This is a genomic window from Variovorax sp. 38R (assembly GCF_014843395.1).
GTDB lineage: Bacteria > Pseudomonadota > Gammaproteobacteria > Burkholderiales > Burkholderiaceae_C > Variovorax > Variovorax paradoxus_H.
This window is the reverse complement of sequence record NZ_CP062121.1, coordinates 5,608,986-5,635,468: the sequence shown is the minus strand read 5'-3', so window position 1 is coordinate 5,635,468 and position 26,483 is coordinate 5,608,986. Positions and strand designations below refer to the sequence as shown.

General features: G+C 64.9%; 22 protein-coding genes. 6 read left to right on the top strand and 16 right to left on the bottom strand.

Translation table 11 applies throughout. The annotated features are described in order from the left end of the window. The first annotated feature begins 52 nt into the window (after positions 1 to 52). The 5 genes from IG196_RS26135 (at position 53) to IG196_RS26115 (ending at position 8,308) form a co-directional block, all read left to right on the top strand. On the top strand, positions 53 to 3,154 hold the full coding sequence (locus IG196_RS26135) for a glutamate ligase domain-containing protein (RefSeq protein ID WP_192193641.1): 3,102 nt from the start codon (positions 53 to 55) through the stop codon (positions 3,152 to 3,154). Beyond that, positions 3,151 to 3,444, top strand: coding sequence for a hypothetical protein (locus IG196_RS26130; RefSeq protein WP_192197215.1), 294 nt, complete (start codon positions 3,151 to 3,153; stop codon positions 3,442 to 3,444). Before IG196_RS26135 ends, IG196_RS26130 begins: the two co-directional genes overlap by 4 nt. A 91-nt stretch (positions 3,445 to 3,535) precedes the next feature. Next, positions 3,536 to 5,365, top strand: coding sequence for a peptidase domain-containing ABC transporter (locus IG196_RS26125; protein WP_192193640.1), 1,830 nt, complete (start codon positions 3,536 to 3,538; stop codon positions 5,363 to 5,365). A 79-nt stretch (positions 5,366 to 5,444) separates the two neighbouring features. Further along, complete coding sequence (locus tag IG196_RS26120; RefSeq protein WP_225617102.1) at positions 5,445 to 6,740, top strand: HlyD family type I secretion periplasmic adaptor subunit; 1,296 nt, start codon at positions 5,445 to 5,447, stop codon at positions 6,738 to 6,740. Further along, on the top strand, positions 6,737 to 8,308 hold the full coding sequence (locus tag IG196_RS26115) for a TolC family protein (RefSeq protein ID WP_192193639.1): 1,572 nt from the start codon (positions 6,737 to 6,739) through the stop codon (positions 8,306 to 8,308). The genes IG196_RS26120 and IG196_RS26115 overlap by 4 nt, the downstream gene beginning before the upstream one ends. Before the next feature lie 132 nt (positions 8,309 to 8,440). On the opposite strand, the gene IG196_RS26110 is transcribed toward IG196_RS26115, so the two are convergent. From IG196_RS26110 to IG196_RS26035, 16 genes are all read right to left on the bottom strand, one after another. Further along, the gene (locus IG196_RS26110) at positions 8,441 to 9,856 is read right to left on the bottom strand and encodes a sigma 54-interacting transcriptional regulator (protein WP_192193638.1); all 1,416 of its coding nucleotides are present in this window, start codon (positions 9,854 to 9,856) and stop codon (positions 8,441 to 8,443) included. Positions 9,857 to 9,926: 70 nt separating this feature from the next. Continuing rightward, positions 9,927 to 12,017 carry a TadG family pilus assembly protein gene (locus tag IG196_RS26105; protein ID WP_192193637.1) on the bottom strand — a complete coding sequence of 697 codons (2,091 nt, stop codon included), beginning with the start codon at positions 12,015 to 12,017 and terminating at the stop codon, positions 9,927 to 9,929. Positions 12,018 to 12,040: 23 nt separating this feature from the next. Next, positions 12,041 to 12,526 (bottom strand): TadE/TadG family type IV pilus assembly protein, encoded by a 486-nt coding sequence (locus IG196_RS26100; RefSeq protein ID WP_192193636.1) that lies wholly within the window; start codon positions 12,524 to 12,526, stop codon positions 12,041 to 12,043. After that, positions 12,523 to 13,008: a TadE/TadG family type IV pilus assembly protein gene (locus tag IG196_RS26095; protein ID WP_192193635.1), complete on the bottom strand. Its 486-nt coding sequence runs from the start codon at positions 13,006 to 13,008 to the stop codon at positions 12,523 to 12,525. The genes IG196_RS26100 and IG196_RS26095 overlap by 4 nt, the downstream gene beginning before the upstream one ends. 35 nt (positions 13,009 to 13,043) lie before the next feature. Then, on the bottom strand, positions 13,044 to 13,502 hold the full coding sequence (locus IG196_RS26090) for a DUF3613 domain-containing protein (protein ID WP_225616802.1): 459 nt from the start codon (positions 13,500 to 13,502) through the stop codon (positions 13,044 to 13,046). Next, entirely contained in the window at positions 13,499 to 14,467 is a 969-nt protein-coding gene (locus IG196_RS26085; RefSeq protein ID WP_192193634.1) for a tetratricopeptide repeat protein, read from the bottom strand. Before IG196_RS26085 ends, IG196_RS26090 begins: the two co-directional genes overlap by 4 nt. After that, positions 14,464 to 15,426 carry a type II secretion system F family protein gene (locus tag IG196_RS26080; protein ID WP_192193633.1) on the bottom strand — a complete coding sequence of 321 codons (963 nt, stop codon included), beginning with the start codon at positions 15,424 to 15,426 and terminating at the stop codon, positions 14,464 to 14,466. The genes IG196_RS26085 and IG196_RS26080 overlap by 4 nt, the downstream gene beginning before the upstream one ends. Beyond that, positions 15,423 to 16,418, bottom strand: coding sequence for a type II secretion system F family protein (locus tag IG196_RS26075; protein WP_192193632.1), 996 nt, complete (start codon positions 16,416 to 16,418; stop codon positions 15,423 to 15,425). The genes IG196_RS26080 and IG196_RS26075 overlap by 4 nt, the downstream gene beginning before the upstream one ends. Then, complete coding sequence (locus tag IG196_RS26070; RefSeq protein WP_192193631.1) at positions 16,411 to 17,727, bottom strand: CpaF family protein; 1,317 nt, start codon at positions 17,725 to 17,727, stop codon at positions 16,411 to 16,413. The genes IG196_RS26075 and IG196_RS26070 overlap by 8 nt, the downstream gene beginning before the upstream one ends. A 7-nt stretch (positions 17,728 to 17,734) precedes the next feature. Continuing rightward, positions 17,735 to 19,033 (bottom strand): AAA family ATPase, encoded by a 1,299-nt coding sequence (locus tag IG196_RS26065; protein WP_225616801.1) that lies wholly within the window; start codon positions 19,031 to 19,033, stop codon positions 17,735 to 17,737. 10 nt (positions 19,034 to 19,043) lie between these two features. Continuing rightward, complete coding sequence (locus tag IG196_RS26060; protein ID WP_412556397.1) at positions 19,044 to 20,363, bottom strand: type II and III secretion system protein family protein; 1,320 nt, start codon at positions 20,361 to 20,363, stop codon at positions 19,044 to 19,046. Between the two features lie 90 nt (positions 20,364 to 20,453). Continuing rightward, positions 20,454 to 21,449: a Flp pilus assembly protein CpaB gene (gene cpaB, locus IG196_RS26055; protein ID WP_192193630.1), complete on the bottom strand. Its 996-nt coding sequence runs from the start codon at positions 21,447 to 21,449 to the stop codon at positions 20,454 to 20,456. Positions 21,450 to 21,531: 82 nt separating this feature from the next. Further along, on the bottom strand, positions 21,532 to 22,029 hold the full coding sequence (locus IG196_RS26050; RefSeq protein WP_192193629.1) for a prepilin peptidase: 498 nt from the start codon (positions 22,027 to 22,029) through the stop codon (positions 21,532 to 21,534). Between the two features lie 17 nt (positions 22,030 to 22,046). Beyond that, complete coding sequence (locus tag IG196_RS26045; RefSeq protein WP_192197149.1) at positions 22,047 to 22,226, bottom strand: Flp family type IVb pilin; 180 nt, start codon at positions 22,224 to 22,226, stop codon at positions 22,047 to 22,049. Positions 22,227 to 22,638: 412 nt separating this feature from the next. Further along, positions 22,639 to 24,003, bottom strand: coding sequence for a L,D-transpeptidase family protein (locus IG196_RS26040; protein WP_225616800.1), 1,365 nt, complete (start codon positions 24,001 to 24,003; stop codon positions 22,639 to 22,641). 77 nt (positions 24,004 to 24,080) lie between these two features. Continuing rightward, positions 24,081 to 25,262, bottom strand: a complete 1,182-nt coding sequence (locus IG196_RS26035; RefSeq protein WP_192193627.1) for a nuclear transport factor 2 family protein — start codon at positions 25,260 to 25,262, stop codon at positions 24,081 to 24,083. A gap of 205 nt (positions 25,263 to 25,467) precedes the next feature. On the opposite strand from IG196_RS26035, the gene IG196_RS26030 reads away from it, so the two are divergent. Beyond that, positions 25,468 to 26,472 (top strand): Bug family tripartite tricarboxylate transporter substrate binding protein, encoded by a 1,005-nt coding sequence (locus IG196_RS26030; RefSeq protein WP_192193626.1) that lies wholly within the window; start codon positions 25,468 to 25,470, stop codon positions 26,470 to 26,472. Positions 26,473 to 26,483: the final 11 nt, after the last annotated feature.

Here is a 26,483-nt window from a genome sequence, read left to right as displayed (position 1 = left end):
GAGAGCAGATGACGGACGCGACCGGTCGCCGCTCGCATTCGACCGGAGCCGAATGATGTCCTTCTCAGACCAGCTCCACGCCTGCCACGAGCGCCTGGTGTCCGTGTGCGCGGCACTGCCCGCACCGTACCCGGCCTTCACGCTCTTCTTCTCGGTGAGCGACGGCGCCCAGCGTGCACACGTGGTGCATGCACGGGCCGACGATTTCGAAACCGCCTGGCGCGAAGGCGCCGACCTCGTCGAGCGATGGGTGCGCGAGCGCGGCATCGTCTCACCCTGGTTGCGCATCGACTGGGTCGAAGGCGCCAGTCCCATGGACTGGACGCAGTTCAAGACCCAGCTCACCGCGGTCAAGCGCAACTACTTCCGGCTTGGCCTGGCCTTCGACCAGGACTTCGGCTTCGCCTTCACCGAGCAGGAGCTCAACGCCAACGCCATGCTGTGCGGCGATTCGACCATCGCGCATTCGGTGGTGAACCTGCGCAACTTCGACGTCTATGCGCAGGCCCGCTTCGAGCGCACGCTGCCGCTGGAAGAATCGTCGGAGCGCACGGTGTACCTGCTGGCCACGGTCGGCGTGTTCTGCCAGCCCGACGGCGTGGTGCACAAGCTCGTGGGCACGGGGCTCGACGCGGGCCGGCGCCAACTGCCGGCGCTCAACCCGCAGTCGGTGCTCGAGCTGGTGCGCAGCGGCTCGTCGTACCTGGCGCGCCAGATGCAGAGCGACGGCCTGTTCGTGTACGGCTACTTTCCGTGCTTCGACCGCCGCATCCCGACCTACGACGCGATGCGCCACGCGGGCACCGTGCACGCCATGCTCGAGGCCTGGGAGCTCACGCGCGACGACACGCTGCGCGCGGCCATCGACCGCGCCATCGACCACCTCACCGACGCGCTGATCCGCGACTACACGCTGCCCGACGGCCGCGAAGTGGCGTACCTCGTCGACACCGGCGGCGAGATCCGCCTGGGAGGCAACGCGGCCTGCGTGCGCATGCTCGTGCGCTACTGCGAGCTGATGGAAACGCGCCACTGGCTGCCGCTGCTCGAGAAGCTCGCGCTGGGCATCGTGGCGCTGCAAGACCCGGCCAGCGGGCGCTTCGACCACGTGCTGCACGCGGCCGACCTGACGCTCAAGCAGGCCTCGCGCGTCATCTTCTACGACGGCGAGGCGGCCTTCGGGCTCATGCGCCTGTACGGCCTCACGCGCGATCCGCGCTGGCTGGCCTCGGTCGAGAAAGCCTTCGACCATTTCATTGCGAGCCAGCACTGGCAGTCGCACGACCACTGGCTCAGCGGCTGCGTGAACGAGCTCACGCAGTGGAGCCCGCAGGAGCGCTACTTCCGCTTCGGGCTGCAGAACGTGGCGGGCTACCTGGACTTCGTGCTCGACCGCAAGACCACCTTTCCCACGCTGCTCAGCCTCATGCTGGCTGCGCAGCAGATGCTGCAGCGGCTGGAGAGCATGCCTGCGATGCGGCACCTGCTCGACGAGCTGGACACCGAGAAGTTCTACCGCGCGCTCGACTACCGCGCGCACTACCTGCTCAACGGCTTCTTCTGGCCCGAGATGGCGATGTACTTCCGCCGGCCGTCCACGGTCGTCGGCGCCTTCTTCGTGCGGCACCACTCGTTCCGCGTGCGCATCGACGACGTCGAGCAGTACGTGACGGGCTTCGCGGCCTACCACCGCTATCTGCTGGACCGGCGCAGCCAGCCGGGCGGCCCCGGCCCCGGAAGCGGTGGTGGGGGCGGTGGCGGCGTGCGCGACGACGGCGCCGTCTGGACCGCGAGCGAGATGGCGCGCGTCACCGGCGGCGAATGGGTCGTCAAGCCCGAAGACGGCTGGCGCGCCACCGGCGTGACCCAGCGCACCTTCATGCGCAAGGGCCGCGTCGTGTTCGAACACCAGGCCCGGCCCTCGAAGACGCCGCTGGCCGCCGTCACGCTCAAGGGCGTGCTGCAGCCGGCCGCGGCCGTGCTGTGCACCGACCCCAAGCCGCACCTGGACAAGCGCGTGCCCGTGCTGAAGGTGGCCAACGTGCTGCAGGCCGTGCTCGAGCTGGGCGACCACGCGCGCACCGAGTTCACCGGCCGCGTGTGCGGCGTGCTCGGCAGCGGCGCGGGCAGCAGCACCGTGGCCGCCATGCTGGCCGGTGCGCTCACCGTGTGGGGCGAGGTGGCGCAGCCCGAAGGCAGCATCAGCCTGCCGTCGGGCATTGCGTGGAACCTCACCTGCATGCCGCGCCATGCCGCCTACTGGGTGCTCGAGATGGGCACCTCGCACATGCCCGCATCGGCGCAGCTCATGCGGCCGTCGCTCATCGTGGTGACGGGCATCTCGGCCGCGTCGCAGAAGCATCGCGGCCCCTCGGAAGCCGCCGCGCGGCTCGACTGCCGCATGTTCCAGGCCATGGCCGCGGGCGACCGCGTGGTGCTCAACCGCGACATGCCCGAGTTCGCCACCTTCGCCGAGGCGGCCATGGCGCACCAACTGCAGATCGTGACCTACGGCGAGCACAAGGACGCCGACGTGCGCCTGCTCGCCTTCGACCACGGCGAGGTGCAGGCCGAGGTGGCGGGCGAGCCCTTTCAGCTGCGCCTGAATGCGCCGGGCCGCCACATGGGCGCGAGCGCCGTGGCCGCGCTGGCCGCACTGCAGGCGCTGCGCTTGCCGCTGGCCGCCGCGGTCGAACCCTTTGCGCACTTCGAGCCGCCGGGCGGACGCGGTGCGCTGCACACCATTCACATCGGCGGCGGGAGCTTCAAGCTGATCGATGAAACCTACGACGCCAACCCGAGTTCGATGCGGGCGGCGCTTGAGTTGCTGTCACAAGCCCCCTGCGAGCCTGCGCGCCGGGTGGCCATTCTGGGCGACATGCAGGAGCTGGGGCCCGCGGCGCAACGCCATCACCTCGACTTGGAGGCCGAGTTGCTGGCGTCGCAACCTGACCGCGTGCTCCTGTGCGGACCCTTGATGCGGGCGCTTCACACGCGCATCCGCACCAAGGTCCGCTCCCATTGGTTTGTCGATGTGTCCGACCTCTCCACCGCACTTGGCGGGCTGCTGCAACCAGGCGACTGGGTGCTGGCCAAAAGCTCCGCCGGTGTCGGTCTTTCCCGGCTCGCCCGGGTCCTGAAAGCACTGCCATGAGATGGAACGCGTTGGTCCACATTCCCTATGACTCCGAACCCGAGGTGCCGCCGCGGCGCTGGTGGCTGGGCTGGCTCCAGCTGCTGTGCGCCTGGGTGCTGCTGATGCTGCTGTGCGCCAACATCGCACTGGCGTTTGCCGACAACCTGCCGTCTACATCCAGCCGCAGCGCTACCCATTCGTCTACCCAGAAAACAATGAATTGCACGCTCAGGGAAAACACCGCGCCGCAAGGAACGCACGGCGCGCAAGCGACCGGTCCGGCGCAGGTTCGCGCACACCGATGCTGAGAGGCGTCAGAGGCGAATTTCTGCCTTGTAACGATCGGGTAACAGTTGATAATGGGGTCGGCGTCGTTGCCCGACGGATCGGTCTTTTCCCATGATCAAGTTCCTCTTGCCCAGCCAGCTGGTTGCCGACAGGCCGGACGTTCCCGGCGCCAGTCCGTATGCCGGTGCGCTGAACGATGCGTTTCGCGCGGCCTACCCCCTCGTCAAGAGCGCGGCGTGGCTGTCGCTGCCCATCAGCCTGTTCGGGCTGCTGCCTTCCATCTTCCTGCTCCAGGTGTATGACCGCGTGCTCTCGCGCAGCGGCGTCTCCACGCTCGCTGCGCTGGTGTGCGGCATCCTGTTTTTCCTGTGCATCGAGTTCTGGCTGCGCACGCGGCGTTCGCGCCTGCTGCGCAACGCGGGCGCCACCGTCGACCACGGCGTGTCGGGCGCGCTGCTGCACTCCATGCTCGGGCGCCCGCTGCGCGCGCTCGAGGCGCGGCCGGCGTCGTCCTGGCAGCTGTTCTTTCGCGATGTGGGCTCGGTGCGCGGCACCGTCACCGGCGGGCTCGCGCAGTCGATCTTCGATTTGCCGATGGCGATCTTTGCGCTGATCGTGATCGGCATCGTCGCGCTGCCGGTGCTGCCTGTGGTGGTGGCCTTCTTGGCCATCATGTCGTTCTTGGCCTGGTGGTGGGCCGACGAAGTGCGCGCCGGCCGCGTCGAAGAAGTGCTGCGCGGGCGCGGCCTGGACCGTATCACCTCCGAGATCTGCCATGCGCGCGAGACGCTCAAGGCGCAGTCGAACGACGGCCCGACCATCGAGGTCTGGCAGCAGACCTACAACGCCTGGCTCAGTGAGAGCTTCGGCAAGAACGGCCAGATCGAAACCGCGCGCGACGGCACCACCGTGCTGCTCACCGTGTTCTCGGTGATCGTCGTCACCGTCGGCGCCATCGCCGTCATGCAGCAGTGGATGACGGTGGGCGGCCTCGTCGCCTCCAACATGCTCGCGCTGAAGGCGCTGCAGCCGGTGGCCGGACTCGTATCGAACTGGCGCGCACTGGCCACCGCCAAGGAAGCCGCCAAGCGCCTGGAAACCGTGCTCGGCGAGCCGGTCGAGAAGGCGCCCACCGGCATGGCGCTGCCGCAGCCGCTGGGCCGCGTCACGCTGAAGGACGTGAGCTTCAGCTTCACCGAAGACGCGCCGCAGCCCGTGCTCGAAAACGTCGACCTCGACATCGGCCCTGGCGGCCTGCATGTGATCGTCGGGCGCAACGGCGCGGGCAAGTCGACGCTCGTGAAGCTGCTGTCTGGCCTGTACACGCCCACGCACGGCGTGGTGAGCATCGGCGAGTACGACCTCTCGCAGTTCGGCCGCGAAGAGCTGTCGCGCTGGATCAGCTACCTCTCGCAAGAGGTCTACTGGTTCGGCGGCCCGCTGGTCGACACCATGCGCCGCGGCGCGCCGGGCCAGAGCGACGAGCAGATCGTCGCGGCCTGCAAGCTCTCGGGTGCGCACGACTTCATCTCGCGCCTGCCCGACGGCTACCGCACCGTGGTGGGCGAGGGCGGTACCGGCTTCTCGGTGGGCGAGCGGCGCAAGCTCGCGCTCGCCATGAGCTTCCTGCGCAAGCCCTCGGTGTTGGTGCTCGACGAGCCCAGCAACGACCTCGACTTTCAGAGCGAGCGCAACCTGCTCGCGACCATGCTCGCGGTCGCCAAGGTGCGCACCGTGGTTGTGGTCACGCACTCGCTGCGCATCGTGTCGGCGGCCACCACCGTCTATCACGTCACCGGCCAGGGCAACGTGGAAATCGGCTCGGCCGCCGTCATGGTGCCCAAGCTCTTTGGCGTGAAGAAGCCGCTGGTGGCGCTGGGCGACAGCGAGGACGGCAGCAGCAATGCCGGCGTCCCCACCGCGTCGCGCTCGATGGCGTGAGCGACTTGCGTGCTTGATCGATCGACCGACTGACAGACAGAGACAGGGGTACGGGATTTTGAAACCAGACTTGCCGCAGGTGCTTCAGGGCGAGAGCGAGAAACAGGCGGCGCAGACCACGCCGCAAGGCCGGCGGCGCCAGTGGATCATCGGCGGCGCGGTCGCGGTGCTGGCGGCGGTGGGGCTCGGCTTTCCGATGGAAACCGTGGTCGTCGCGCCGGGCCGCGTGATCCCCTCCGACCGCGTCAAGTCGATCCAGCACTTGGAAGGCGGCATCGTCAGCAACGTGCTCGTGAAAGACGGCGACAAGGTCAAGCAGGGCCAATCGCTCGTCGAGATCGACCTGGGCGGCAGCGGCCTGAACTTCGAAGAGCTCACCGCGCGTTATGCCGCCACGCAGGCCACCCGCGTGCGCCTCATCGCCGAGAGCCGCGGCCAGCCGCTCAAGCGCGATTCGTTCGATGCAGAGATCGACGAAGCCGTGCTCGAAGGCGAGGTCGGTGCCTACCAGGCGCGCGCGCTCGAACAGCGCGGCGTCATGGCCGGCGCCGTGTCCGCCCTGGAACAGGCGCGCAGCAAGCAGCTCGAGCAGCAGGCCAAGGCCAAGGGCCTGGCCGACCGGCTCGCGCTGATGCAGAAAGAGCAAGAAATTTCCGAACAGCTGCTCAGCGAAAAACTCGTCGGCCAGGTCGAGGTGCTCGAGAAGCGCCGCCAGGCCGAAGGCGTGCGCAGCGAACTTGCCGTCGCGCGCCAGGGCATCATCTCGGCGCAGGCCGCCATCACCGAAGCGCAGGCCAAGATGGCCGAGGCCGAAGGCCGCTACCGCCGCCGCGCATCGGACGAACTCGCCACCGTCGAACGCCAGTTCGCCAGCCTGAGCGAAGACCTCGCGCGCGCCCGCACCCAGCGCTCGCGCACCGTCGTCAAGGCGCCGGCCGACGGCATCGTGAAGGGCCTGCGCAGCTCCAGCGCCGGTTGGGTCGTGAAGCCCGGCGAAGCCATCCTGGAAGTGGTGCCCGACGAGGACGAGATCATGGTCGAGGCGCGCCTCAACCCGAACGACCGCGGCTTTGTCGAAGTGGACCAGCTGGCGCGCGTGAAGATCACCGCCTACGACTACCTGCGCTACGGCGCCGTCGACGGCAAGGTCAAGCTCGTGGCGGCCGACGCCGACCGCGACGCCGCCATTGCCAACGGCACGCCGTACTACCGGCTGCTCATCAGCATGTCGCAGTCGCACGTGGGGCGGCCAGAAAACCGCGTCACCGCCGGTATGGAGGCCGAAGTCGATCTGCGCGTGGGAACCGATCCGTTCATCTGGTACATCCTGCGGCCTGTGCTCAAACTGCGGCGCGAAGCCTTCCGCGAACCATGAGCAAGCCCGTGTTGCCGGGCCGGCGCGCGCGCATCGCCTCGGGTGTGCTCTGCGCGACCTTGTGCGTCAGCATGGCGCTGCCGCCCACCGCCTACGCCCAAGCCTCCGAGCCGGACGGACCGCCCGCCTCGCTCGCGCTGTCGCGCCGCCTGTCGCCACCGTCCCTCGGCGCTGCGAGCTACGCACAGCGCGTGAAGCAGGCGCTCATTGCGCTGTCGCAGGAATACCCCGAAGTGCTGACTGCGCAGGCCGCGGCCAACACCAGCAGCTTCGGCGTCGACGCGGCCCGCATGGCGCGCTACCCGCGCTTCAAGGTCGGCACCTCGTCGGGCACCTACAGCAGCGGCGCCAAGGATGCGAAGAGCGAGAACTACACCGTGCTCACCGCCGAAGCGCGCGTGAGCCTCATCGATGGCGGTGCCATGAGCGCCGCACAGCGCGCCGCCGAACTCGGCAACCAGGCCGACGACGAAGCCGTGGTCACCACCTCGCAGAAAGTGGTGCTCGATGCACTCACTGCCTACCTGCAGGTGCAGCGCTTCGACCTGAAAAAGCAGATCGCGCACCGCGCCACCGAAGTCGTGGCCGACCTGTCGAAGGCCGAAGCACGCCGCGTGGCGCTCGGCGTGAGCGGCGACAACGACCTCAACATGGCCGCCTCGCGCCGTGCTCTCGTCGCCGCGCGCGAGTCCGACTTCGAGGCCCAGCGCGACGAGGCCCTGGCCAAGTTTCGCAACTACTTCAAGTTTTCACCCGCCCCCGAATCGCTGCCCGTGCTAGCTGCGCCGTCGCATTGGCGCATCGGTTCGCAGGAAGAAGCGCTGCGCCGCGCCGAAGCGCGCAGCACCGAACTGGCCGAAGCCCAAGGCCGCGTGGCGCGTGCGCGTGCGCTGGTCGACCAGACGGAAGCCGGCCTGTACCCCACGCTCGACGCCGTCGTCGTGAAGAGCAAAGACCCGCGCGGCGTGTCGCCGCAAGACCCGACACGCGCCGCGTTTGAATTGAACTGGAACTTCGGCAACGGCTTCGACCGCCAGCTCAAACTCAAGGGCGCGCTGGCCGAAGTTGCGAACCAGGAAGCCAAGATGGAGGGCGTGAAGCTCAACCTGATGGAGCTCACTGCGTCGTCGTGGTCCCGCACCGTGGCCGGCCGCGAACGCGAGCGCCAGTTGATGGAAGCCGTCAGCACCTCGGGCCAGGCCTTCCGCGGCCGCCGCCGCCTCATGGAGTTCGGCCGCGAGACCCTGCCCCAGGTGCTCGATGCGCAGCTCGACTACTACACCCTGTTGTTCGACTACATCGACGGCGTGTTCGACCTGCGCATTTCGGAGCTGCGCCTGGCGCGCACCACCGGCGAACTGCGCATCGACCCCATCGGCGTCAACAACTGGATCGACCGCATCTTCGGCCCCCCCAGCCGCAACGTCTTGACCGAAGACGGCCTGCTGGGCGCGCTGTGCATCTCGAGCAACACGGCCTGCGCGAGCGAACCGCTGGTTGACCGCGCGCCGGGCGCGGCGATGGCGAACCCGCCGCTGCGCAGGTCGACGCGCCTCGGAATCAACTGACCCACGAGGCAAGCGAGAGCGAAGCCCTTTCGTGAAACACCGAGGAACCGGCTTCGCCGGGCCTCAGGTGTTGCCTCTGTTGGGGAAAGAAGAAGCGGACACGAAGTGCCGCGCAGCTCGAGGGCGAGCCAATCAGGTCTCTTCGGGAATGCCGGGTTCGCCGTCGAGGATCTGGTACTTGCGCATCTTTTCCCACAGCACCTTGCGGCTGATGCCGAGATGCTGCGCCGTGTCCTGGCGCTTCCAGTCGTTGATCTCGAGCGCCGCGATGATGCGGTTGCGCTCGCCGCTGTTCCAGCCCTTGCGATCACCGTTTGCATCGAGTGCCACACCGTTGCCGTTGCGGTCGGTGGCCAGCGCAGCCGGCGCCGGCGTGCCACGCGTGAGCGCGATCGCACGCTGGATCAGGTTCTGGTCCCAGGCGTGCAACTGCCGCGCGATCACGCCCACGCGCTCCGCGAGGTTACGCAGCTGCCGCACGTTGCCGGGGAAGTAGGTTTCGGCCACCGCATCGCTGAGCCAGTGCGGCGTCTCGCCCAAGGCTTCGAGCTCGTCGCCCAACACGTTCGTCAGCAGCGCCTTGAAGATCGCGATCTTGTCGATCTCGCCGCGCTCTTCGAGGCTCGGCACATGCAGCTCGATGACCGCGAGCCGGTAGAACAGATCGGCACGAAACTCACCGCTCGCCACCATCTCGCGCAGGTTGCGGTTCGTCGCCGCCACGAGGCGGAAGTCGACGCGAATCGGCGACGTCGCCCCCAGCCGCGTGACCGCACTGTCTTCGAGCACGCGCAGCAACTTCACCTGCTGATAGCGCGGTAAGTCACCGATCTCGTCGAGGAACAACGTACCGCCCGTCGCCTGCTCGAAGTACCCGCGGTGCGCATGCACGGCGCCGGTGAACGAACCTTTTGTGTGGCCGAAGAACAGCGACTCGAACAGCCCATCGGGAATCGCGCCGCAGTTCACTGCCACGAACGCGCCCTTGCCGTACTGCTGGTGGCCGATGTGAAGCTGCTGCGCGATACGTTCCTTGCCGACCCCGGTCTCGCCGCGCACCAGCACCGGATGGTTGCAGTCGGCAAAGGCGCCCACTTCGGCGAGCAGCCCCTTCATCGCATCGGAATGCGCCACCAGCATGTCGGGCGCCTGCGGCGCGACATCGCGCGCACGCAGCTGGCGCACCAGCTTGGCCACCATCGTGCGCAGCTCGGCGCAGGTGAAGTCGTAGGGCAGAACGTGCAGGTACTCGGGCGGATACGTGCGCGCATCGCGCTCGCGCGATGCGGCAGCGACCCAGATCACGGGCATGCCTTGCAGCAACTCGGTCGCGTGCGGCAAGCCGCCACCGTCGATGACAGTGACGCTGATGATCGCGACGGATGGGCGCAACGCGACACCACGGTCCTGCGAAGGCGGCGGCAGGCCATCGGCCCGGATGACTTCCACGTCGAAGCTCGCCATGCACCGCGCAATGCGGTCGAGGATGTCGGCTTTGCCTTCCCAGACAAAGAGGTCGAGTTCGTCGAAGTTGGAGGGGGAACTCATGCTAGTAGGGGGCGCGAAACAGTGAAGGAGCGAGCTCGCGATGAAAGATCGTCACGACAGGCCCAATACGTCAATAGACTAAAACGGCACCTCGATTGCATGAAAGTCGGCCGGAGACTTCCGTCTTTGACAAATCGATGCCCAGCAAATCCAGGATCTTGTTAAGTACGGGGTCCAGAAGTGGCCCCAGTGCGGTTTTGATAATGCCTTTTAAACCGTCGAGAAGATTGTCGATAAGGTCGAGTGCCCCATTCAGCAGAAGGCCAAGAATCCCACCGCCGCTGCTTGCATACGGATCGATTTGAATTCCGTCAAGAGTGTCACCTAGTCCACCGACAAGGGATTGCGAACTGATGGCCTTGTACGAAGGATCAACCGTTCCATCGAATGGGGGTGCGTCGATCTCGGGAAGATTTTCTGGTGCAGGAGCGATGTAAACGAGCGGGTTGCTCGTGCTAGTCCCCCCGATTGCCGAATTGATCTTCAGACCGAATCCGGAGATGACGTGCTTCACTCCGTTGGTTTGTCCGGCGACAAAATTCCCGCTTGCATTTCTCCATTTTGGTTGCGAACAGAGGAGTGGTCCGAGGAGGATGGGGATCAAGCAGAGATCGTAACGAGCTTCTTGGAAGCCGATCTCGATGATGGGAACCGGTTCAGCAGTAATGACGGGAGCGGAAGAAGAAAAGACGGTGTCGGACACTTTCCCAAGGTTGATCCGTGCAATATTTGTGCTTGCTTGCACGCTGAGCGTCTTACTGGTGTCTGTGGCGCAGGTATGGCTCGACACGAATGCCTCACCATTGCCGGAACTGATGCTGATATCAATCGGAGAGGAAAGCGCACTCGTGTAGATCACCTTGGAAATGGGGCAGAAGTCGCCGGCGCAGACGATGCCACCAACCAGGGAGGTCACGATATTTCCGAGATTGAGACTGACCACCGAATCCAGAAATCCGATGAGCGGAGAGACCGCAGCCGTCGCAGTTGAGCCGAGCTGACTGATGGCATTGCCCAAGTTGCTCAGATTCACAGATATCAAGGTTCGAATCTGAGAGGTCCGCACATAAATTCGGTGAGGATCATCGATGCCGGTACCGGACCCCGTACCAGGGGTGATGAGATTCGGATTTCCTACTGCAGAGACCTGCGGTGGCTCGACAATCTTGATTTTCACACTGGCAGTGATCCCCGCCAGAGAGGGGACATTCAGAGTGACTGCGGCAGCGTTCTGACCACTTGCCAACTGGACAATGCCGCTGACTAACTGGAAGAGTTGTAGATCGGTCTTTAGGCCGCCGGCATCTGTTCCGGTCGCGATATTGAGCAGGTCTGCGACCTTGAGCAGAGGGTGGGCACCGGGAATTTGTGCTTGTGCTTGGAGTTTTTCCAGCGCCGTGATTACGAAGTCCGCAGTTTGCCCACTTCTCTCGAGTGCGACGATCATCGCTCCCAACAGGGTTCCAACGTCGGCTTGTGTGTTGAGGACTTCGTCGTACCCGCCGGCAGTGATGCTCAGGGCAATCTTGAGTTGATCCAAAAAGTCCAGCAACCTGATATCGGTGTTGACAAGGCCGTTCCATCCAACGGCTGAGATATTTAGGCTGCCGCCCAAGAGGCCGCCGAAGATCGCGTTGAGCAGCACAGATTTCTCGTCATCAACGGCAACGAGCGTGTTCCGGATGGTGAGCGAGGCCAGTGGTTGGCTCTGGACGGCAAGCGCCTCCACGGTGATGAGGCGTTCGGAATTTCCGGGAAGCATCGGGAGCAAAAGCGCCGGTGTTCGAGTCAACGTGACGAGGACGGCATTGAGCTTCTGTCCAACGTCGGGGCTGCCGAAATGCCGAGGTCCTGGGCGACCGGTGCTCCAGTTTCCACACGTCACTTCGGATACCAATACTGCTGAAAGCCGTGTCGGGATGTTCTGATTTCCGTTGATGGCTGCGGCATTCTGAGCGGCGCCGCAGTCGTTTGGTTTCAGTGCTTCAGCGCCGGCGATGGCGGCGAGGTCTGCTGTTTTTTGAAGCTCACGCTTCATGAAAAACAGATAGCCGAGTTCAACGCCCACGAGAATGATGACGAACAGGCTGAGGGCGATGGCCGCGTTGATGACCACCGACCCAGTTTGCCGTCGGGCTGCGCCTTGATTGAATGGCTGCATTGCTGTACCCCTAAGAAGAGGACCTATCTGGTTGCTCTGGCTTTGCCGAAGAGGCGATCAGGCATCCAGCTTCCGGTAAGTGGGAGCGGCGGCACGAGCGGATTGGCGCGATAGGGATAAGAAATCTTCACTTCGACCTCTCCGGGTGGAAGATCGACGACAGGCGGGGTGTCGACCATCGCTGTTCGAAGCCATGTCTCTTTGGACGCCGGTGTGCTGCCTGCAGCGACGGGAGTGATCATGGAAAGGGCCAAAGACCGATAGATGGCTGTTCTGATATTCGCCTGCAAATCGGCAGAGGTTATGTTCTTGCCAACCAATTGCGCCGCTCTTGCCCCATCCTCCGCCGCACGAGAGACCACCTGCTGGACGTAGAGCACGCCGCAGAACGTCACGAGGCCATAGATGCTAAAAAACAGGACGCTGAAGACGAGCGCAAACTCGATCGCAGCGACGCCTCGCTGCATATGGATGGGCATTTGCTTCGATTTCTGCAGGACGAATTTCATAGCGGCCTTCCGTCGAGCAACATGCTGGCTTTGCCTGCGATCTGACTGGGCATTGCAAAGCTGGGGAATGCGGGAAACAAAGTGTCGATACCGGTGACTGACACAGTCACGACCATCTGGCAGCGGTTGCTCCAGGTGGGACCACAAGCAGGCAATGCTGGTGGGCAATCGTCTCCTCCAGCGACGCAGATGGTTGCAGCTACAGCTCGATTCGCTTTCAACGCTGGAGGCAACCAGTTGCTGCGCTGCGTCGCAACGGTGCTGGCTTCCGTCTTCCGGTTGTCGAGATTGGTTTGATATCGCAACCCGGCCCGAGCGCCATCTTCTGCAGCGTTTTGCAAGCTCATTCGCATCGTCAGAAGGAGGCCATAGCAGAACACGGCGTAGAGCATCGCGAAGACGATCAGAAACACGAACGCGAACTCGATCGCGTACACGCCGTTCTGGGCATGTCGGGACTGAGTGAGTTTGCGTTTTTTCATCGTGATGCTCTGCGTGGCGAGAGAACGGGTGGGGTCTATTGAGCCTTTGAGGTCGCGCCGCTCGCGCCACCCGCGCCACTCGTCACTGTCGAGCCGAGGCGCTCGGGGATCGGGTGCTCGAAGCTCTTGATGTAGCGGTCATAGCTGCGGCTGGCGACATTGCCTGCGATGGTGCGAGGTGTGGGGGATGCAATTTCCCCGCCGCGCTGCCATGCAAGCAGGCTTTGTGTCGCCTCACCGATCTGCATGGATGACGGATCGAATTCTTCTGGCTCGGCCACCTGAGGCTGTGGCGAGGGCTGATCTTGTGTGGACTGCATGCCAACAGGTGAAGCGCTAGAAGCCTTCGGCGCGTTCGAGGTAGCGGCTGTCGTCGCCTTCGAGTCCGCCGCGCTTCCTTGTGCAAAGGCAGACATGCTCACGAAGAAGAGAGCTGCGGCGGTCATCGCCCTGATGGAACGGGAGGCGTCGCGGTCAGCAGATGGGAAGTTCATGGCGTACCTCGTGAGGTCGAGTTCAGTGAAAGAGGCGTCTCGGTGGTTGTGGTGGCTGCCGTATTCAAGCGGCTAGCGCCTTCATGAGGGGTGTTCGCGCCGGACCAGCGCGCTCGTTTGAGAGCCAAGGGTGCGGCTGCGGTTTCAGTGCGGGCAGCTGCCGATATTGCGACTGGCATTGAGGCTGAACCAAGGAGAGCCGCAGGCTCGACAGATCCACCCGGTGTGCGGATCTGCAGCGCCGCTTCGCGCACGGCACGCCGCGTTGCTTCAGACATGCGGTTCGCATCCATTAGGGCGCGTGCCTGATCTTGCTGGTTGGTCGCTTCGAAATAGAGCGCAAGGTTGGCCTGCGCCTGCGTGCTGTCGGGGCGCAATTGCAGGGCTTGCATGAGTGGAAGGCGTGCGTCTTCGAGCTGGCCGGCGCGCAGGTTCGCATAGCCCAGGTCGCTCAACAGAAGCGCATCGGTCGGGGTGCGACGTTGCGCTTGCGTGAGCAACTGGACTGCCTCTGCATAGTTTCCGCGCGAGCCCGCGAGAAGTCCCAGGCCGCGGTAGCCGGCGCTTTCCAGTGACGTTCCAAGCAAGCGCTTGTAGGCGGTTTCCGCAGGGATGGCCTGACCTGTTTGGCGCAGGGCATCAGCGCGCACACGTGTGGATTCTGGCGATATCCCCCAGCGTTGCTCGAGCGCGTCGATGTGTGCGAGCGATGCAAACCACAGGTCTTCCTTCTGCATCTGATCGACGAGCTTCAGGTACGTGGCTTGCGTATCGACGGTCGCGCCGGCCTTGGTGTCGGAAGCGACTTCGGCCGCAGCGCGTTGTTGAGCGTCCGTGCTGGCGGCATATTGGTCCTTCAGCCCCGCGCAACCTGAGGAGGCAAGAGCCATGACGGCTATCGCAACAGAGAGCGGCAGCGTGTGGCGCAGACGTCGCGGGGAGACGGGGCGGTCGAGATTTTTCATTTGGCAGCGTCTCCCAATGAACGATAGATCGCGAGGAAGGCCGGCCCCCCCGTGACGATCATCAGCGCCGGCAAAAGCGTGGTCACCATGACCGCGGTCATCTTGACCGTGATCTTCCCAATGCGCTCTTTCATCTCCGAGCGCCGGTGTTCGCGGAGCCGATCGCTGAAGATTCGCAGGGGTTCCTGCACGGCACCGCCGTGCTTGTCCACCTGCACCAGCAGGGATACGAGTCCGCGAAGGTTCTCGTTCTTGTGCAGGGTCGCAAGACGATGCAGAGAGTGTTCACGGCTGCGGCCCCGGCTGTATTGGTTATTGGCCAGGTTCAGCTCATAGCCGAGGACGCGCAGCACATGCGAGAAATCGCTGGCCATGATTTGAAGGCTCTGGTCGAGGCTCAGGCCGACACCTTGGAGGAGTCGAAGCAGGTCAATGAACAGGGGCAATTCCTGGTTCACGCGCTCGCGCCGCATGGCCGCAAAACGCCCGAGCACCCATTTGGGTGTCATGAAGCCGAGGACGAAGGCCACAGCGAGACCAATGATGACCGTGCGCTGTGTATGCCCTACGCTCCAGAGCACGTGCACGAGGACGGGAAAGACGAATGCGAGCACAACCCGTGTCACCAGAAAGATCAACTGGGCTCGTTTGGAAGAAAGGCCGCATTGATCGATGAGATTCCGGTCTTCGTCAGCCACGAGTGCCCGGCCGAAGCGCGAGTCGAGCCAGTGAAACGGGAGGTCGATCTCAGGCTTGGGCGCACTGAACAACTCGTCTGTCTCGGCGGAAGTTATTGAAGGGCCAGGCGTCTTTCCTGCTTGGTCGATCGCTCTCCCGATGACGTGCCCGCTGCGTGCGCGTCGAAGCTCGGCCGCAATCAGCGCGCCAGCTCCCGCCATCAGCCCCAAGGCCAGCAATGCAAGACTCAAGATCGCTAGCTGGTCGAATGTGAATGTCATGACAGCCTCGCCAAACGGTACAGCAACGCTGCTCCAAACAATTGGAAGCCTGCTGCGAGGAGGATCGTGTTGCGGCCCGTGTCGTCGTTCCACATGTCCATGAAATAGCTGGGATTGGTCAGAATGAAGAAGGTCGCCACGCCCACCGGGAGCAGGCCGAGAATCCAGGCGGAAAGCCGGGTTTCCGACGACATGGCGGAGAGCTCGTCCTCCGCTTGTTCACGGTCTCGCATGAAGTTCGCCACGCGCTCGAGCAGAAGGTCGGAGCGGCCTCCGTAGCGCACACCCAAGCCGAGGATGGACGCCAGCAGGTACATCTCCTCGATGCGGACGTTGCTCGCCGTCTGATGCAGGGCGCGGTCGAGGTCCATGCCCGCCCGTACCAGTGACGCAGAGCGTTCCAGATGACCTCGCAGCGGGGCCTCGGTGGTGGCGATGGCCAGTTGAAAAGCCGCTTGTGTGGAGTTGCCGATGGTGATCAACCGAACCATCGCGTCGATGTAGGCAGGCATCTGGCCGATCAGCTTCCGGCGAGATTTTTGCAGCAGCAGCCAGACTGCAAAGATTGCCAAAAGCACCAGCATGCCGAGTGCGCTCAGCCCCGCGATCCAGCCGCCGAAGAGGCCTGCCGCGCTGGCAAGAAGAGCGATGGCTGCCAAGCCCAAGGCGACCATCCGGGGGGAGATCACACCCACCAACCATCCTGGCAAGGCTTTCTCGATCAGTCCCGAGGGCGTTGCAGCAGTTGCGGCGTTGGCCTCCGCCTCCAGCCAGGGGTCAGTCATGACACCCGTTGTGAGTCCTGCAACGGCTGAGTCCCGCAATGGCGCGGCGACCGGCGTGGCGGCCGCGGCGCTGGCCTGGATCTGTTGGTTCAGATGGCGCTCTGCTGCTTGCCGTACCTGCCGCCTTTTCGCCCATTGCCACAGCAGCAGCCCCGCGGCTGCGAAGAGCAGCGCGATGCAGGCGAGGATCAGCAGGCCTTCACGCACGCTGGTCCCCTTGCTGTGCTCGCGCAAGCGACTGCCGGAACCGTGCGATTTTTGGAGAGTGCGGTGCAATGCCCAGCGAAACCCAACGATCGCGCTCCTCGCCATCGGGCGACGCAATCGGCTCGTAGCGGTAGAGCTCCTGCATCGCCACAACGTTGTCATTGACGCCGGTGACTTCGCTCAGGGAGATGATGCGCCGCTGGCCGTTCGACAGTCGACCAATCTGGACGATGAAATCTATGGCATTGGCGATTTGTCGCCGCAAGCTGACCTCACTGCCCTGATAGCCAGCGAAGCCCGCCAGCATCTCGAGGCGGTACAGGCACTCGCGCGGCGAGCTGGCGTGGATCGTGCCCATCGAGCCTTCGTGGCCCGTGTTCATCGCCTGCATCATCTCGATCACTTCGGCGCCGCGCACCTCACCCACGATGATCCGGTCGGGACGCATGCGCAGGCTGTTGCGCAGCAGATCGCGGATGGACACCACGCCTGCACCGTCGAAACCACCCGGACGGCTTTCCAGGCGCACGACATGGCTCGTTCCAAGCGAGAGCTCGGCAGTGTCTTCGATGGTGATGACGCGCTCTCTAGCCGGTATGAAACTCGCGAGCGCATTGAGCAGCGAGGTCTTGCCGGAGCTGGTACCACCGCTCACGAGGATGTTGCAACGGGCACGGACGGCAATTTCCAGGAGTTGCGCCATGCCGGCATCGAAGGTGCCGAGCTTCACGAGGTCGGCCGGCGTGAGCGGTTCTTTCCTGAATTTCCGGATCGACACTGACAGGCCGTCGATCGCCAGAGGCTCGATGATCACATTGATGCGACCACCGTCCGGAAGGCGCGCATCGACCATCGGGTTGGATTCGTCCAGCCGACGGCCGAGCGGGGCAAGGATGCGACGCACGATGCGCATCACATGCTCCGAGTCGGCAAAGCGAACGGTTTCGCGCTCCAGCATGCCGTGGCGCGACACGTACACGTTCTGGTAGCCGTTGATCAGGATGTCTTCAACGGCCGGGTCGTTGAGCAGGTCTTCCAGCGGCCCGAAGCCCGCGAGTTCCTTGGTCAGTGCGTCGGAGATGAGCTGCATCTCGCGGTCGTTGATCGGCACACGGCGCAGGCGCACGAAGCTGTCGACCTCGAGTTCGACGAACTGTTGGATGGAGGCCCGCGACCAGCGACCGAACTCCGCCCCGAGTTCTTCGATGCGACTCAGGAGATGGTCGTGCGTCCAACTCTTGATGTCCTGGAACTGTTGGGAGTTGATGAACGTCTGGTCGTCGTCGGCAAATTCGAGGTCGGTGGACATGAGAGATTCAACCTTCACTAGAGCTCTTCCGGAGCCCGACGAGCTGCGATATCCGCGTTGCCCAACCAGACTCCCTCGTCGGGGTGTGGCCTGGATCGGGCATGTATTCCTGTTTCAGGCCGCGGGCCAAGCCGGCGACGGCCTGCGAGTACGCGTCATTGCGTGCCGTGCGAACCAGCATTTCGCCGCGGCTGGCAGCGGCCATCAGTTGGGTGCCACGAGCGGGCAGCACATGGTGCAGTGGAAGTTCGAGCCGGTCGGCAATGTCTTTGGCGGGCAATCCAACCTGGTTGTCGAACTTGTTGACCACGAGCGACAGCCGTTCGGTCTCCACACCTTTCGCGCGCAACTCTTTCAACATGTTTGCCGTGGAGACGATGGCGCCGATGCTTTGATCGCACACGACCAAGCTTCGCTGGGCGGCCTTCACCGTCTGGGCAACGAAGTCGATGGTTGAAAATCCGCCCAGGTCGGCCACCTGGAAGTCAAAGAAATCGCAGAGCCGCTTGATCAATGCCACAGAGTCCGCGTGCGAGATTTCGCGCACCTGCGCAAGGCTGGTCGGCAGAGGGAGTACCGCCACACCACTCGCGTGATGAGCCAATGCGGTCTGCAGCAGCGTCTGGTCGAGGCGACGCAGGTTGCGAACGCCATCGACAAAACTGAAGCTGCTCTGGGTATCGAGATAGAGCAAGCCGTCGCGAGACGGCAGGCCGAGATCGAGCAGTGCAACTCCCTGGCGCGAGTTGCGAGGGGCAGCCTGCTTGGCTGCTTGGGACAGCTGGTCGTTCAGCAGCAGCGAGAGGCTGGTGGCGAGGGTCGTCACGCCGATGCCGGCGCGCGCGCCAAGCAGTGCGAGCGTGTATCCGCGGGTGCCGTCCTGTGGGCCACTGCTACGGCGATCAAGCAACTTGCGAAGCGTGGTGACCGCATCCGTCGGCGGAGCGCTCATGTCGATGAAATCGTCCACGCCAGCGCGAAGCGCGGCAAGCATCGACGCAGGTTCGGCGGATACGCCGGCGGCCAACACCGGCAGGGCGGGCCAGTCGCGCTTCAGCCGCTGATGGAGTTCGCTCGCTGTGCCGGCGTGGTCGCCGGAAAAATCGATGAAGATTGCCGATGGCCCCAGCAGCGCAATTCGCTCATCAAGCGAATTGGCGTCGGGGGACAGCATCACCACCGTTCCCTGCCGCCCGAGCGCATCGGTCAGCCACGTGATGTGCTTGCCGTGCGGCGAGGCGAAAAGATAGGTCTCGGCCCCGATCTCGGGAAGGCTGTCGCGAGGGGCATTCATGGTGTCGTTCACCGGAGGCGTATCAGCGCGAGAAGCCAGGGATAGCCGTTCCCGACGCCGGTCCCAGCAGGTGAGCGCGCCAGACAGGGCCGTCGCGTTGCTCCGCGCCACCGGGCAGGTAGGGGCCAAGGTCGGCGCCACGCGCGATGGGTTTCACGAGGTGCGGCGTGACCAGAATGACCAGTTCCTTTTCGCTCATCTGGTATTTGGTCTGCTTGAAGAACGTGCCCAGGACGGGGATGTCGCCGAGCAGCGGGACTTTGTCTGCATTCGAGGTGGTCGTGCGGCTGACCAGGCCGCCGATGATGAAACTCTCGCCGTCGCCGAGCTCGACGGTCGTGTCGGCGCGGCGCGTGCTGATGGCGGGAACAGCGACACCGCCGATGCTGAGTGAGTTGGTGTAGTCGAGGTCGCTTGCCTCGGGCGCGACCTTGAGCACGATGCGGTCGTTGGACAGCACGGTGGGGGTGAGCGTCAATCCGATGCCGAAGGGCTTGTATTCGATGCTCGTGGTGCCCAGGCCTTGAGGCGCCGGCACCGGCAATTCGCCGCCCGCGAGGAAACTCGCGCTTTGGCCCGACAGCGCCACGAGTGTGGGTTCTGCGAGGACGCGAGCCATGCCGTTGCCTTCGAGAAAGCCGACGTTGAGGCCGATGCCCGCTTTCCCGAAGTTGAACAGGAGGCTGAAAGCCTGGGCGAGTGGGTTGTTGTATTCCCCGCTGAGCCCGCCCGTGGGTGCAAACGACACCGACTTCAGAGACGCGGGCGTGAACACGCCGAAGCTGAAGCCGTTGGAGTTGGCCCGGGTGCTGAAGATGTTGAGACCAGCCTGCTTGAGCACGCTGCGGTTGAACTCGACGATCTTGACCTCGACCTGCACGGTGTTGCTTCGTACGTTCACGACGGAACGATCAATCAGGGCCGATTTTTCTCCACCGCTCGCCAAGGCAACATCGCGCGCCTCTTGATGGGCATCCATGCTGCTGAGCGAACCGGTGACGGTGGATGCACGACGCCGCACTTCGAGCGCGTACACCGTAGCGGTCGACTGGCCCTTTTCCCAGACCATCAGCGTGGTCCGTCCTGCGGCCTTGCCGGTGACGATCAGGCGCGCGGCTGGCAGGTTCGGCGTCTGGCGGGTGAGCGCCACGCCGGCTACCGCTTCATCGGCAATGGCCATGCGTTCGATGCCCTTGGGAATGAGCAGTTCTTTCTGCGTGCCGGCATCGACGCGGAACGGGATCGGCGAGCCTGGGGCGACCGCTTGCGCCTGGGCCGCAGAGGACGCGACAAGCCCGGCGCCCGGCGCCAGCAGGCACAGCGCCACGAGGGTGGGGCGCAGGGCACGGACTGGAGCCTTGGGTTTCGCGCGAGGAGGGTGCGTCATGGTGTTCTTTTCGTGCGGGGCATGCATGGACGTGGCGCCGATCAATCAATAACGGATGGTTTCGCTGCGGTCGCCGCGAATGACCTCGACCTGGAGCCCGCCGCGGTTGCCGCCGCTGCCGGTGGCTGCTGCGGTGGACCGTGCCGCGGCGGTGGACTGGTGCAAGGCGCCGGGCTTGCCGCCGGTCACGAAATCGGCGGCGGTCAGGCCGGCCTGGGCGCGGTCCAAGCCTTCGAGCGGCGCGCGTGGCGCTTCACCGCGCTTCGGTGGAGCGGGCAGCAGGGCCGTGGGCAGTTCGGCGAACAGCTTGGGATCTGGCTCCGACAGGTCGGTGGGATTGCGTAGCGCTAGCAGCAGGCGGCCACTGTTCTCCGCGAGCGTCAGGCGGTTGACGTCGTCCACCGGCACTGCGAGCACGGCTGTGCGTGCGGCTTCGGCGCGTTGTTGCTGCGCCTGCGGGTTGCCGTTCTTGTCGGTCTTGGAAGGCAGGCCGTCGACCGATGCGCTGCCGAAGGCCAGCACGCGCTTGCGCGACAGCAGCAGGCGCGCTTGGCTGCGGTCGATATCCTTGCCGTCGAACTTCAGCATCAGGAATACGTCGACGAAGTCGCCGGGCTGGACCTTGTTGCCCACGCCCATGACCTCGTCGGCCTTGACTGCTACGGCGCGCTCGCCTTCGGCAATGCGCAAGGCCAAGCCGGAGACCAGTTGGCCTTCAAGCAGGGGCGAGCCTTCGCCGAGGTCGATCACCGGGACGCGGCCGGCGAGCGGCGCGGTCTCCTTGAAGGCCCCTGTCGGATTGATCGTCAGTTGTTCTACGCGCAGCGCATCGGCCGGGATCGCCTGGCCGGCCGGTAGCGGCTTTGCCGCGACCACCACGGGGAAGGTCTGGGCCTGTGACACCTTGGCAGGCGTTGCACCGGAGGTTGCGGTTGCAGGCGGCGGAGGCGGCGCCTTGCGGCTGAGAACCCATGCATAGCCCCCGAGCGCGAGGGCCAGAAGCACGAGGATGGCAGCGACGATTTTGGTGAGGTTGATCATGGGCGGCGAACTGAAGGAAGGGAGCAAGCGTTCATGATGAAAGAGATGAAGGGCCTGCGAGTCGGGTCAGAGCTAGTTGTGGCTAGCTCTGTCGCCCCCAAACCATCCACGCCGCGGTGGCCAACGCGAGATAGGCCGCATAGGGAATGATGCGAAGCCGGCGAATGGACGCACCGGATTCGGGTGTTTGCGAGGGGCCGGTCAGCATCAAGGCGAGCCGCGGGAAAAAAGGCCAGCGCTTGAGGGCCAACCAGAGGACGCTGTGGGCGCCGGCCATCAGGCTGGCGCCGATCCAGATCGGCAGCAGAGCCGACAGGCCGACCCACAGTCCCAGGGCGCCAGCGAATTTCACGTCGCCTGCTCCCATAAGGCCAAACGCATAAAAAAGAAGCAAGAAGCCGAATCCGGCACCGCCGCCGAGGAGAGCAGAGGTCCAGTCAGTCTCGAACGGCTGCATCCCGAAGGCGAGTGCTCCGAGAGCCGCGGCGGCCCCCGCAAGCACAAGCCAGTTGGGGGCGCGACGTTGCCTGCAGTCATAGACGATGATGAAAAGCAACCACACCAAAAAAACCGATGCCACTGCTTGAGTCAAAGCCTTTAGGCGGCAGTGATGGCGGTCTTGATGCCGTCCCAGATGGATTTGACTTTTGCACCGATACCGGTAGGAGTGGTGATCGCCGTGATCATGACAACCGAAATCAGCCCCGCAATAATTCCATATTCAATTGCGGTAGCACCCTCTTCATCGCGCAGAAACCGAGTAATAGAGCTAAGCATGGTGATCTCCTGAAAGGAAGTGTTAACAAAGGCTGGCACGGTGGATGTTATACAGCGTAACTCCGTGTATCAAGGGCAAAAACACATGGGATCGAGTCCCGGATGTGCTACCCGGAGGGGTAAAGCAGGATGGCGGCCAGCCCCGATCCTCCCCCGCAACGGGGCAGAAAAGGTCACTTATTCACAGTCTGGAAAGGACGGTTTCCCTCTGTAAACCGCATGCACACTGGCATGGACGAGGGGAACACGTTACGGGCGCGGGAACGTCCGGAAGTTGAGCGTTACGGGAACACACCCGTTACGTGTTACGTAGCACGGTACCCTGGAGTGCAATTTGTAACACTCAACGAGATGGCCTCGTTTGGGTAATAAGTCACGCTTTCGGGGTGGAGACCCCTCCGGTGAAGTGGGCTCAGCCCAGGATTTCTTCGTGGAAGAGCTTCCACTCGCCGCCCTGGCGCAGCCAGTACTGGCGGCGGGTGCGGCCGTTCTTCTCGCCCTCGAACACCTCGCCGAAGGTGGCGACCATGGTGTCCTCGGTGTCGCGCCAGTGCAGGTACGACGTATCCTTGATTTGCACTCGTTTACCTTGTGCGTAGGTCAATTCGTCGCGGAGTACCGAATTGGCATCGACGGGCTTCCGGCTGGCGCGCTGGAAATCCGGCAAATAGAATTTCTTCAATTGCGCTTCATTGCCGCTGGCTCGTGCATCTTTCCAGGCGGTAATTGATTCGGCGAATTTCTTTTCTTCTTTTTCGGCCTGCGGCTGCGAAATCCATTGCAGGCTGCGCGCGGTGACGACGGGGGTGGCGCCGATCTGCACCTTGCGCAGCAGCTGCTTCAAGTCGGGGTTGGCCATGACGACGCAGCCGTCGCTGGCGAGCGGCGCCCGCGCAAACTGCTGGGGCGGGGTGCCGTGCAGCCAGATGCCGCTGCCGGTCTTGCCGCGCCGCACGTCGTACGGGTTGGGGTAGTTGATGGGCAGGGCGCCGGCGCCGTAGAAGTCTTTCAGCGAGCGCGGGTCGAGGCTGCTGGTGATGTAGTACACGCCCAGCGGGGTGCGCGCGTCACCTTCGACGGTCTTGTCGGTGCCCGACTTGCCGACCGAGATGTAGTAGTCGGCGACGAGCTTCATGCCCTTGTCGGAGTTCTCGAACAGGTACAGCCGCGAGCGCGAGGCGTCGACGGCAATGGCGAAGCGGCTGCGGGTCGAGAGGGTGAGGAACTGCGAGGGCACGGTGCCGGCGGGCGGGCGTTCGCGCAGGGCCTGCAGGCGGCGGCGCGATTCCTCGTGCAACTCGACCATGGCCGGGTTGCCGCGCAGTCGCGCGATGCCGGCGGTGTCGGGCATGGCGTTCGAGGGCGGCACCTGCGCCGCGAGCAGGTCGCCGTACACCAACTGCGCGAGCTGGAAGTTCGGATGGTCGCGCACGAGGGTCTGGGCCTTGGCCAGCGCCTCGCGGCTCTTGCCACGGCCGAACAGTTCGTAGACGGCGATCAGGCGGGCCTCGGCGCCGCTGGCTTCCTGGAGTGGCGCGGCTGTTCTTGCGGACTTGCGGGCCGGGCGTGCGGCGCCTTGGCTGTCCGCCGCGGCCGCCCGTTTGCCCTTGGCTTGCAGCTGCGTCTTGCTGGCGCCGCTGCCGGCTTTGCTGGCCCGGGCTTCCTTGACGGACGCGCGACTGCCGCCGGCCTTGGCTGTCTTGCTGCTGCCGCTGCTGTGGTTGTTGGCTGCGAGCGCGGCGCCGGGCGTGGCCAGCAGGAGCGCAGAGGCGGCCATCAAGGCCGCGAGCAGTTTCCCGCTCCGCAGCGGGAACGGGAGGGTCTGAAGCCGGCCTTGCCGGACGATGTCTGCCACTACCCGCCGACGCTTTCCTTGCGAATGTGCCACTGGTTGCCAGAGCGTTGGAGCTCGAGCGTCTTACGGCTCGCGATGTTGAGGTTGTCGGCGCGGTAGACCTGGCGGAACTTGGCGGTGGCGGTCTGTCCGTCGACCTTGATCGCGAGGTTCTCGAGGTTCACGCTGATGCTGGACTTGCCGACGATGCGCGCCCGGCGGTCTTCTTCCCAGGCCTTGCGGCTTTGTCCGCCGGCGGGCGAGAAGTCGCTGCCGTAGGCGGCGAGGTAGCGGTCCATGTCCTGGCTGGCCCAGGCCGAGGCCCAGCCGCGCACGACGGATTCGATCTCTGCGGTGGAAGCCGGCACAGCGGCAGGTGCCGGTGCGGGGGCAGGGGTCGGCTCAGGCGTCTTGGCTACCGGTGCGGGCGCTGCAGCCACCTTGACGGGCGGTGCGACAGGCGCGGCGGCGGGGGCCGGCGCCGGTGCAGGCGGGGGCGCCTTGGCAACGGGCGCGGGTGTGGGCACGGGAGCCGGCGCCTTGGCGACCGGTGCGGGCGCAGGCGCCGGCGTGGGGGCCTTCGCAGCTGGAGCGGGTGCAGGCGTCGTCGTGGCCGATGCCACGAGGGTCGAGCCGCCCTTCGAGCCGGCCGTCGGCGTGGTCGTGAAGAGCGAGCGGATCACGGCCAGCTTGGGCTGCACGGCGGTGTTGTTCTGGTCGAGCTGCAGCGCCTTGCTGTAGGCCTGGCTCGCCAGCCGCGCGTACACGTCGCCGAGGTTTTCCTGGGCGGTGGCGTAGCTGGGGTTGGTGCGAATGGCGCTTTCGAGGGCGTTGCGGGCCTTGTCGAACTGGTTCTGGCTCGCGTAGATGACGGCGAGGTTGTTGAACGGTTCGGGCAGCTCGGGCGCGTCTTGCGTGAGCTGCGTGAAGGCGGCGATGGCCTCGGCGCGCTTGCCGGTGTCGAGCTGGATCACGCCCTTCAGGAAGCGCATCTGCGGATCGCGCGGCTTGTCCTTGAGGAAGGCCTCGGCCTTGGTCATGGCTTCGTCGAGCTTGCCGGCCTGCATCAGGCGGTCGACGTCCTCGTGTTCGGTTGCGGCCAGCGCGGGGAGCGCGGTGCCGCAGGCCGCAACGGCCAGGAGCAGGGCGCGCACGGTGGGGGAGAAGCTGAAGCGGGCGCGAGGCCTGGGGCTCTTGGGCATTGCGGACAAGACCTCGTGGTAGGGGAAAGGGAATGCGGCAGGCATTGTAAATGGGGCTCGTCACCTCTGGATACCAAGCTGACAGGGCATTCGATGGCCCTATTCACAGTTATGCCGAACTTGCGCAGTGCAGCATCATCCTGTAACGTCATGTAAGCAAAGTACACGTATTTACCCTGATTTTTCTATCCCTCTGGAGTCCGTCTTGAAGATCACCAAACGCCGCCTGCTCGAAGGCGGCGCCGCAGCCATTGCCAGTGCGCTGTTCACTCCGGCCTCGTGGGCCCAGCGCGCCGCGGGCGGCGATGCCGCCTGGCCGACCAAGCCCGTGCGCATCCTCGTGGGCTTTCCGGCCGGTGCCTCGCCCGACCTGGCGGCGCGCGCCATTGCGGAGCCGCTCTCGAAGATCCTGCGCCAGCCGGTGACGGTGGAGAACAAGCCCGGCGCCAGCGGCAACCTCGTGGCCGCCGAAGTGGCCAAGGCCACGGACGACCACACGATCGGCGCGCTGATCAACGGCAACCTCACGATCGCCAAGCTGCTGAACCCGTCGCTGGACTTCGACCCCGAAAAAGACTTCGCGCCGATCGGCCTGATCGGCACCGCGCCGCTGGTGCTGGTGGTGTCGGGCAACGCCACGGGCAAGTCTGCGGCCGACCTGTTGCTGTGGGTGCGCAACCTGGGCAGCGGCGGCAAGTACGGCACGCCGGGCGTGGGCACCGTGGGCCACCTGGGCATGGAACTGCTCAAGAGCCGCGCGGCCATCACCGCGCAGCACAAGCCCTACACCGGCAACCCGCAGGTGATCGCCGGCATCCTCGCGGGCGAGATCCAGCTGGCGCTGCTGCCGCCGGGCCTAGCGATGCCGCACGTGAAGTCGGGCAAGCTCAAGGCCATCGGCGTGACCTCGCCCGAGCGCAGCCCGCTGGTCAACGACCTGCCGACGATCCGCGACGCCGACGTGCGCGGCGCCGACCTCGAGATCTGGACCGCGCTGGCCGCGCCCGCCAGCATGAAGCCGGCGGCCGTGGCCAAGCTGAACGCCGCGCTGGTCGAGGTGATCAGTTCGCCTGAGGTGAGCGAGGCCCTGCTGAAGACCGGCTGGCAGGCGCAGCCCGGTTCGCCCGACACGCTGGCCAAGCGCATGCGCGCCGACACCACGCGACTGGGCGGCGTGATCATCATGAAGGGCATCCGTTCGGAGGCCTGAGCCAGCGCCCG

Excerpts from the sequence above, each read along its gene's own strand:
- IG196_RS26135 (WP_192193641.1), top strand. The coding sequence starts at position 53 with ATGATGTCCTTCTCAGACCAGCTCCACGCCTGCCACGAGCGCCTGGTG.
- IG196_RS26130 (WP_192197215.1), top strand. The coding sequence starts at position 3,151 with ATGAGATGGAACGCGTTGGTCCACATTCCCTATGACTCCGAACCCGAG.
- IG196_RS26125 (WP_192193640.1), top strand. The coding sequence starts at position 3,536 with ATGATCAAGTTCCTCTTGCCCAGCCAGCTGGTTGCCGACAGGCCGGAC.
- IG196_RS26115 (WP_192193639.1), top strand. The coding sequence starts at position 6,737 with ATGAGCAAGCCCGTGTTGCCGGGCCGGCGCGCGCGCATCGCCTCGGGT.
- IG196_RS26110 (WP_192193638.1), bottom strand. The coding sequence starts at position 9,856 with ATGAGTTCCCCCTCCAACTTCGACGAACTCGACCTCTTTGTCTGGGAA.
- IG196_RS26105 (WP_192193637.1), bottom strand. The coding sequence starts at position 12,017 with ATGCAGCCATTCAATCAAGGCGCAGCCCGACGGCAAACTGGGTCGGTG.
- IG196_RS26100 (WP_192193636.1), bottom strand. The coding sequence starts at position 12,526 with ATGAAATTCGTCCTGCAGAAATCGAAGCAAATGCCCATCCATATGCAG.
- IG196_RS26095 (WP_192193635.1), bottom strand. The coding sequence starts at position 13,008 with ATGAAAAAACGCAAACTCACTCAGTCCCGACATGCCCAGAACGGCGTG.
- IG196_RS26090 (WP_225616802.1), bottom strand. The coding sequence starts at position 13,502 with ATGAACTTCCCATCTGCTGACCGCGACGCCTCCCGTTCCATCAGGGCG.
- IG196_RS26085 (WP_192193634.1), bottom strand. The coding sequence starts at position 14,467 with ATGAAAAATCTCGACCGCCCCGTCTCCCCGCGACGTCTGCGCCACACG.
- IG196_RS26080 (WP_192193633.1), bottom strand. The coding sequence starts at position 15,426 with ATGACATTCACATTCGACCAGCTAGCGATCTTGAGTCTTGCATTGCTG.
- IG196_RS26070 (WP_192193631.1), bottom strand. The coding sequence starts at position 17,727 with ATGTCCACCGACCTCGAATTTGCCGACGACGACCAGACGTTCATCAAC.
- cpaB (WP_192193630.1), bottom strand. The coding sequence starts at position 21,449 with ATGATCAACCTCACCAAAATCGTCGCTGCCATCCTCGTGCTTCTGGCC.
- IG196_RS26045 (WP_192197149.1), bottom strand. The coding sequence starts at position 22,226 with ATGCTTAGCTCTATTACTCGGTTTCTGCGCGATGAAGAGGGTGCTACC.
- IG196_RS26040 (WP_225616800.1), bottom strand. The coding sequence starts at position 24,003 with ATGGCCGCCTCTGCGCTCCTGCTGGCCACGCCCGGCGCCGCGCTCGCA.
- IG196_RS26035 (WP_192193627.1), bottom strand. The coding sequence starts at position 25,262 with ATGCCCAAGAGCCCCAGGCCTCGCGCCCGCTTCAGCTTCTCCCCCACC.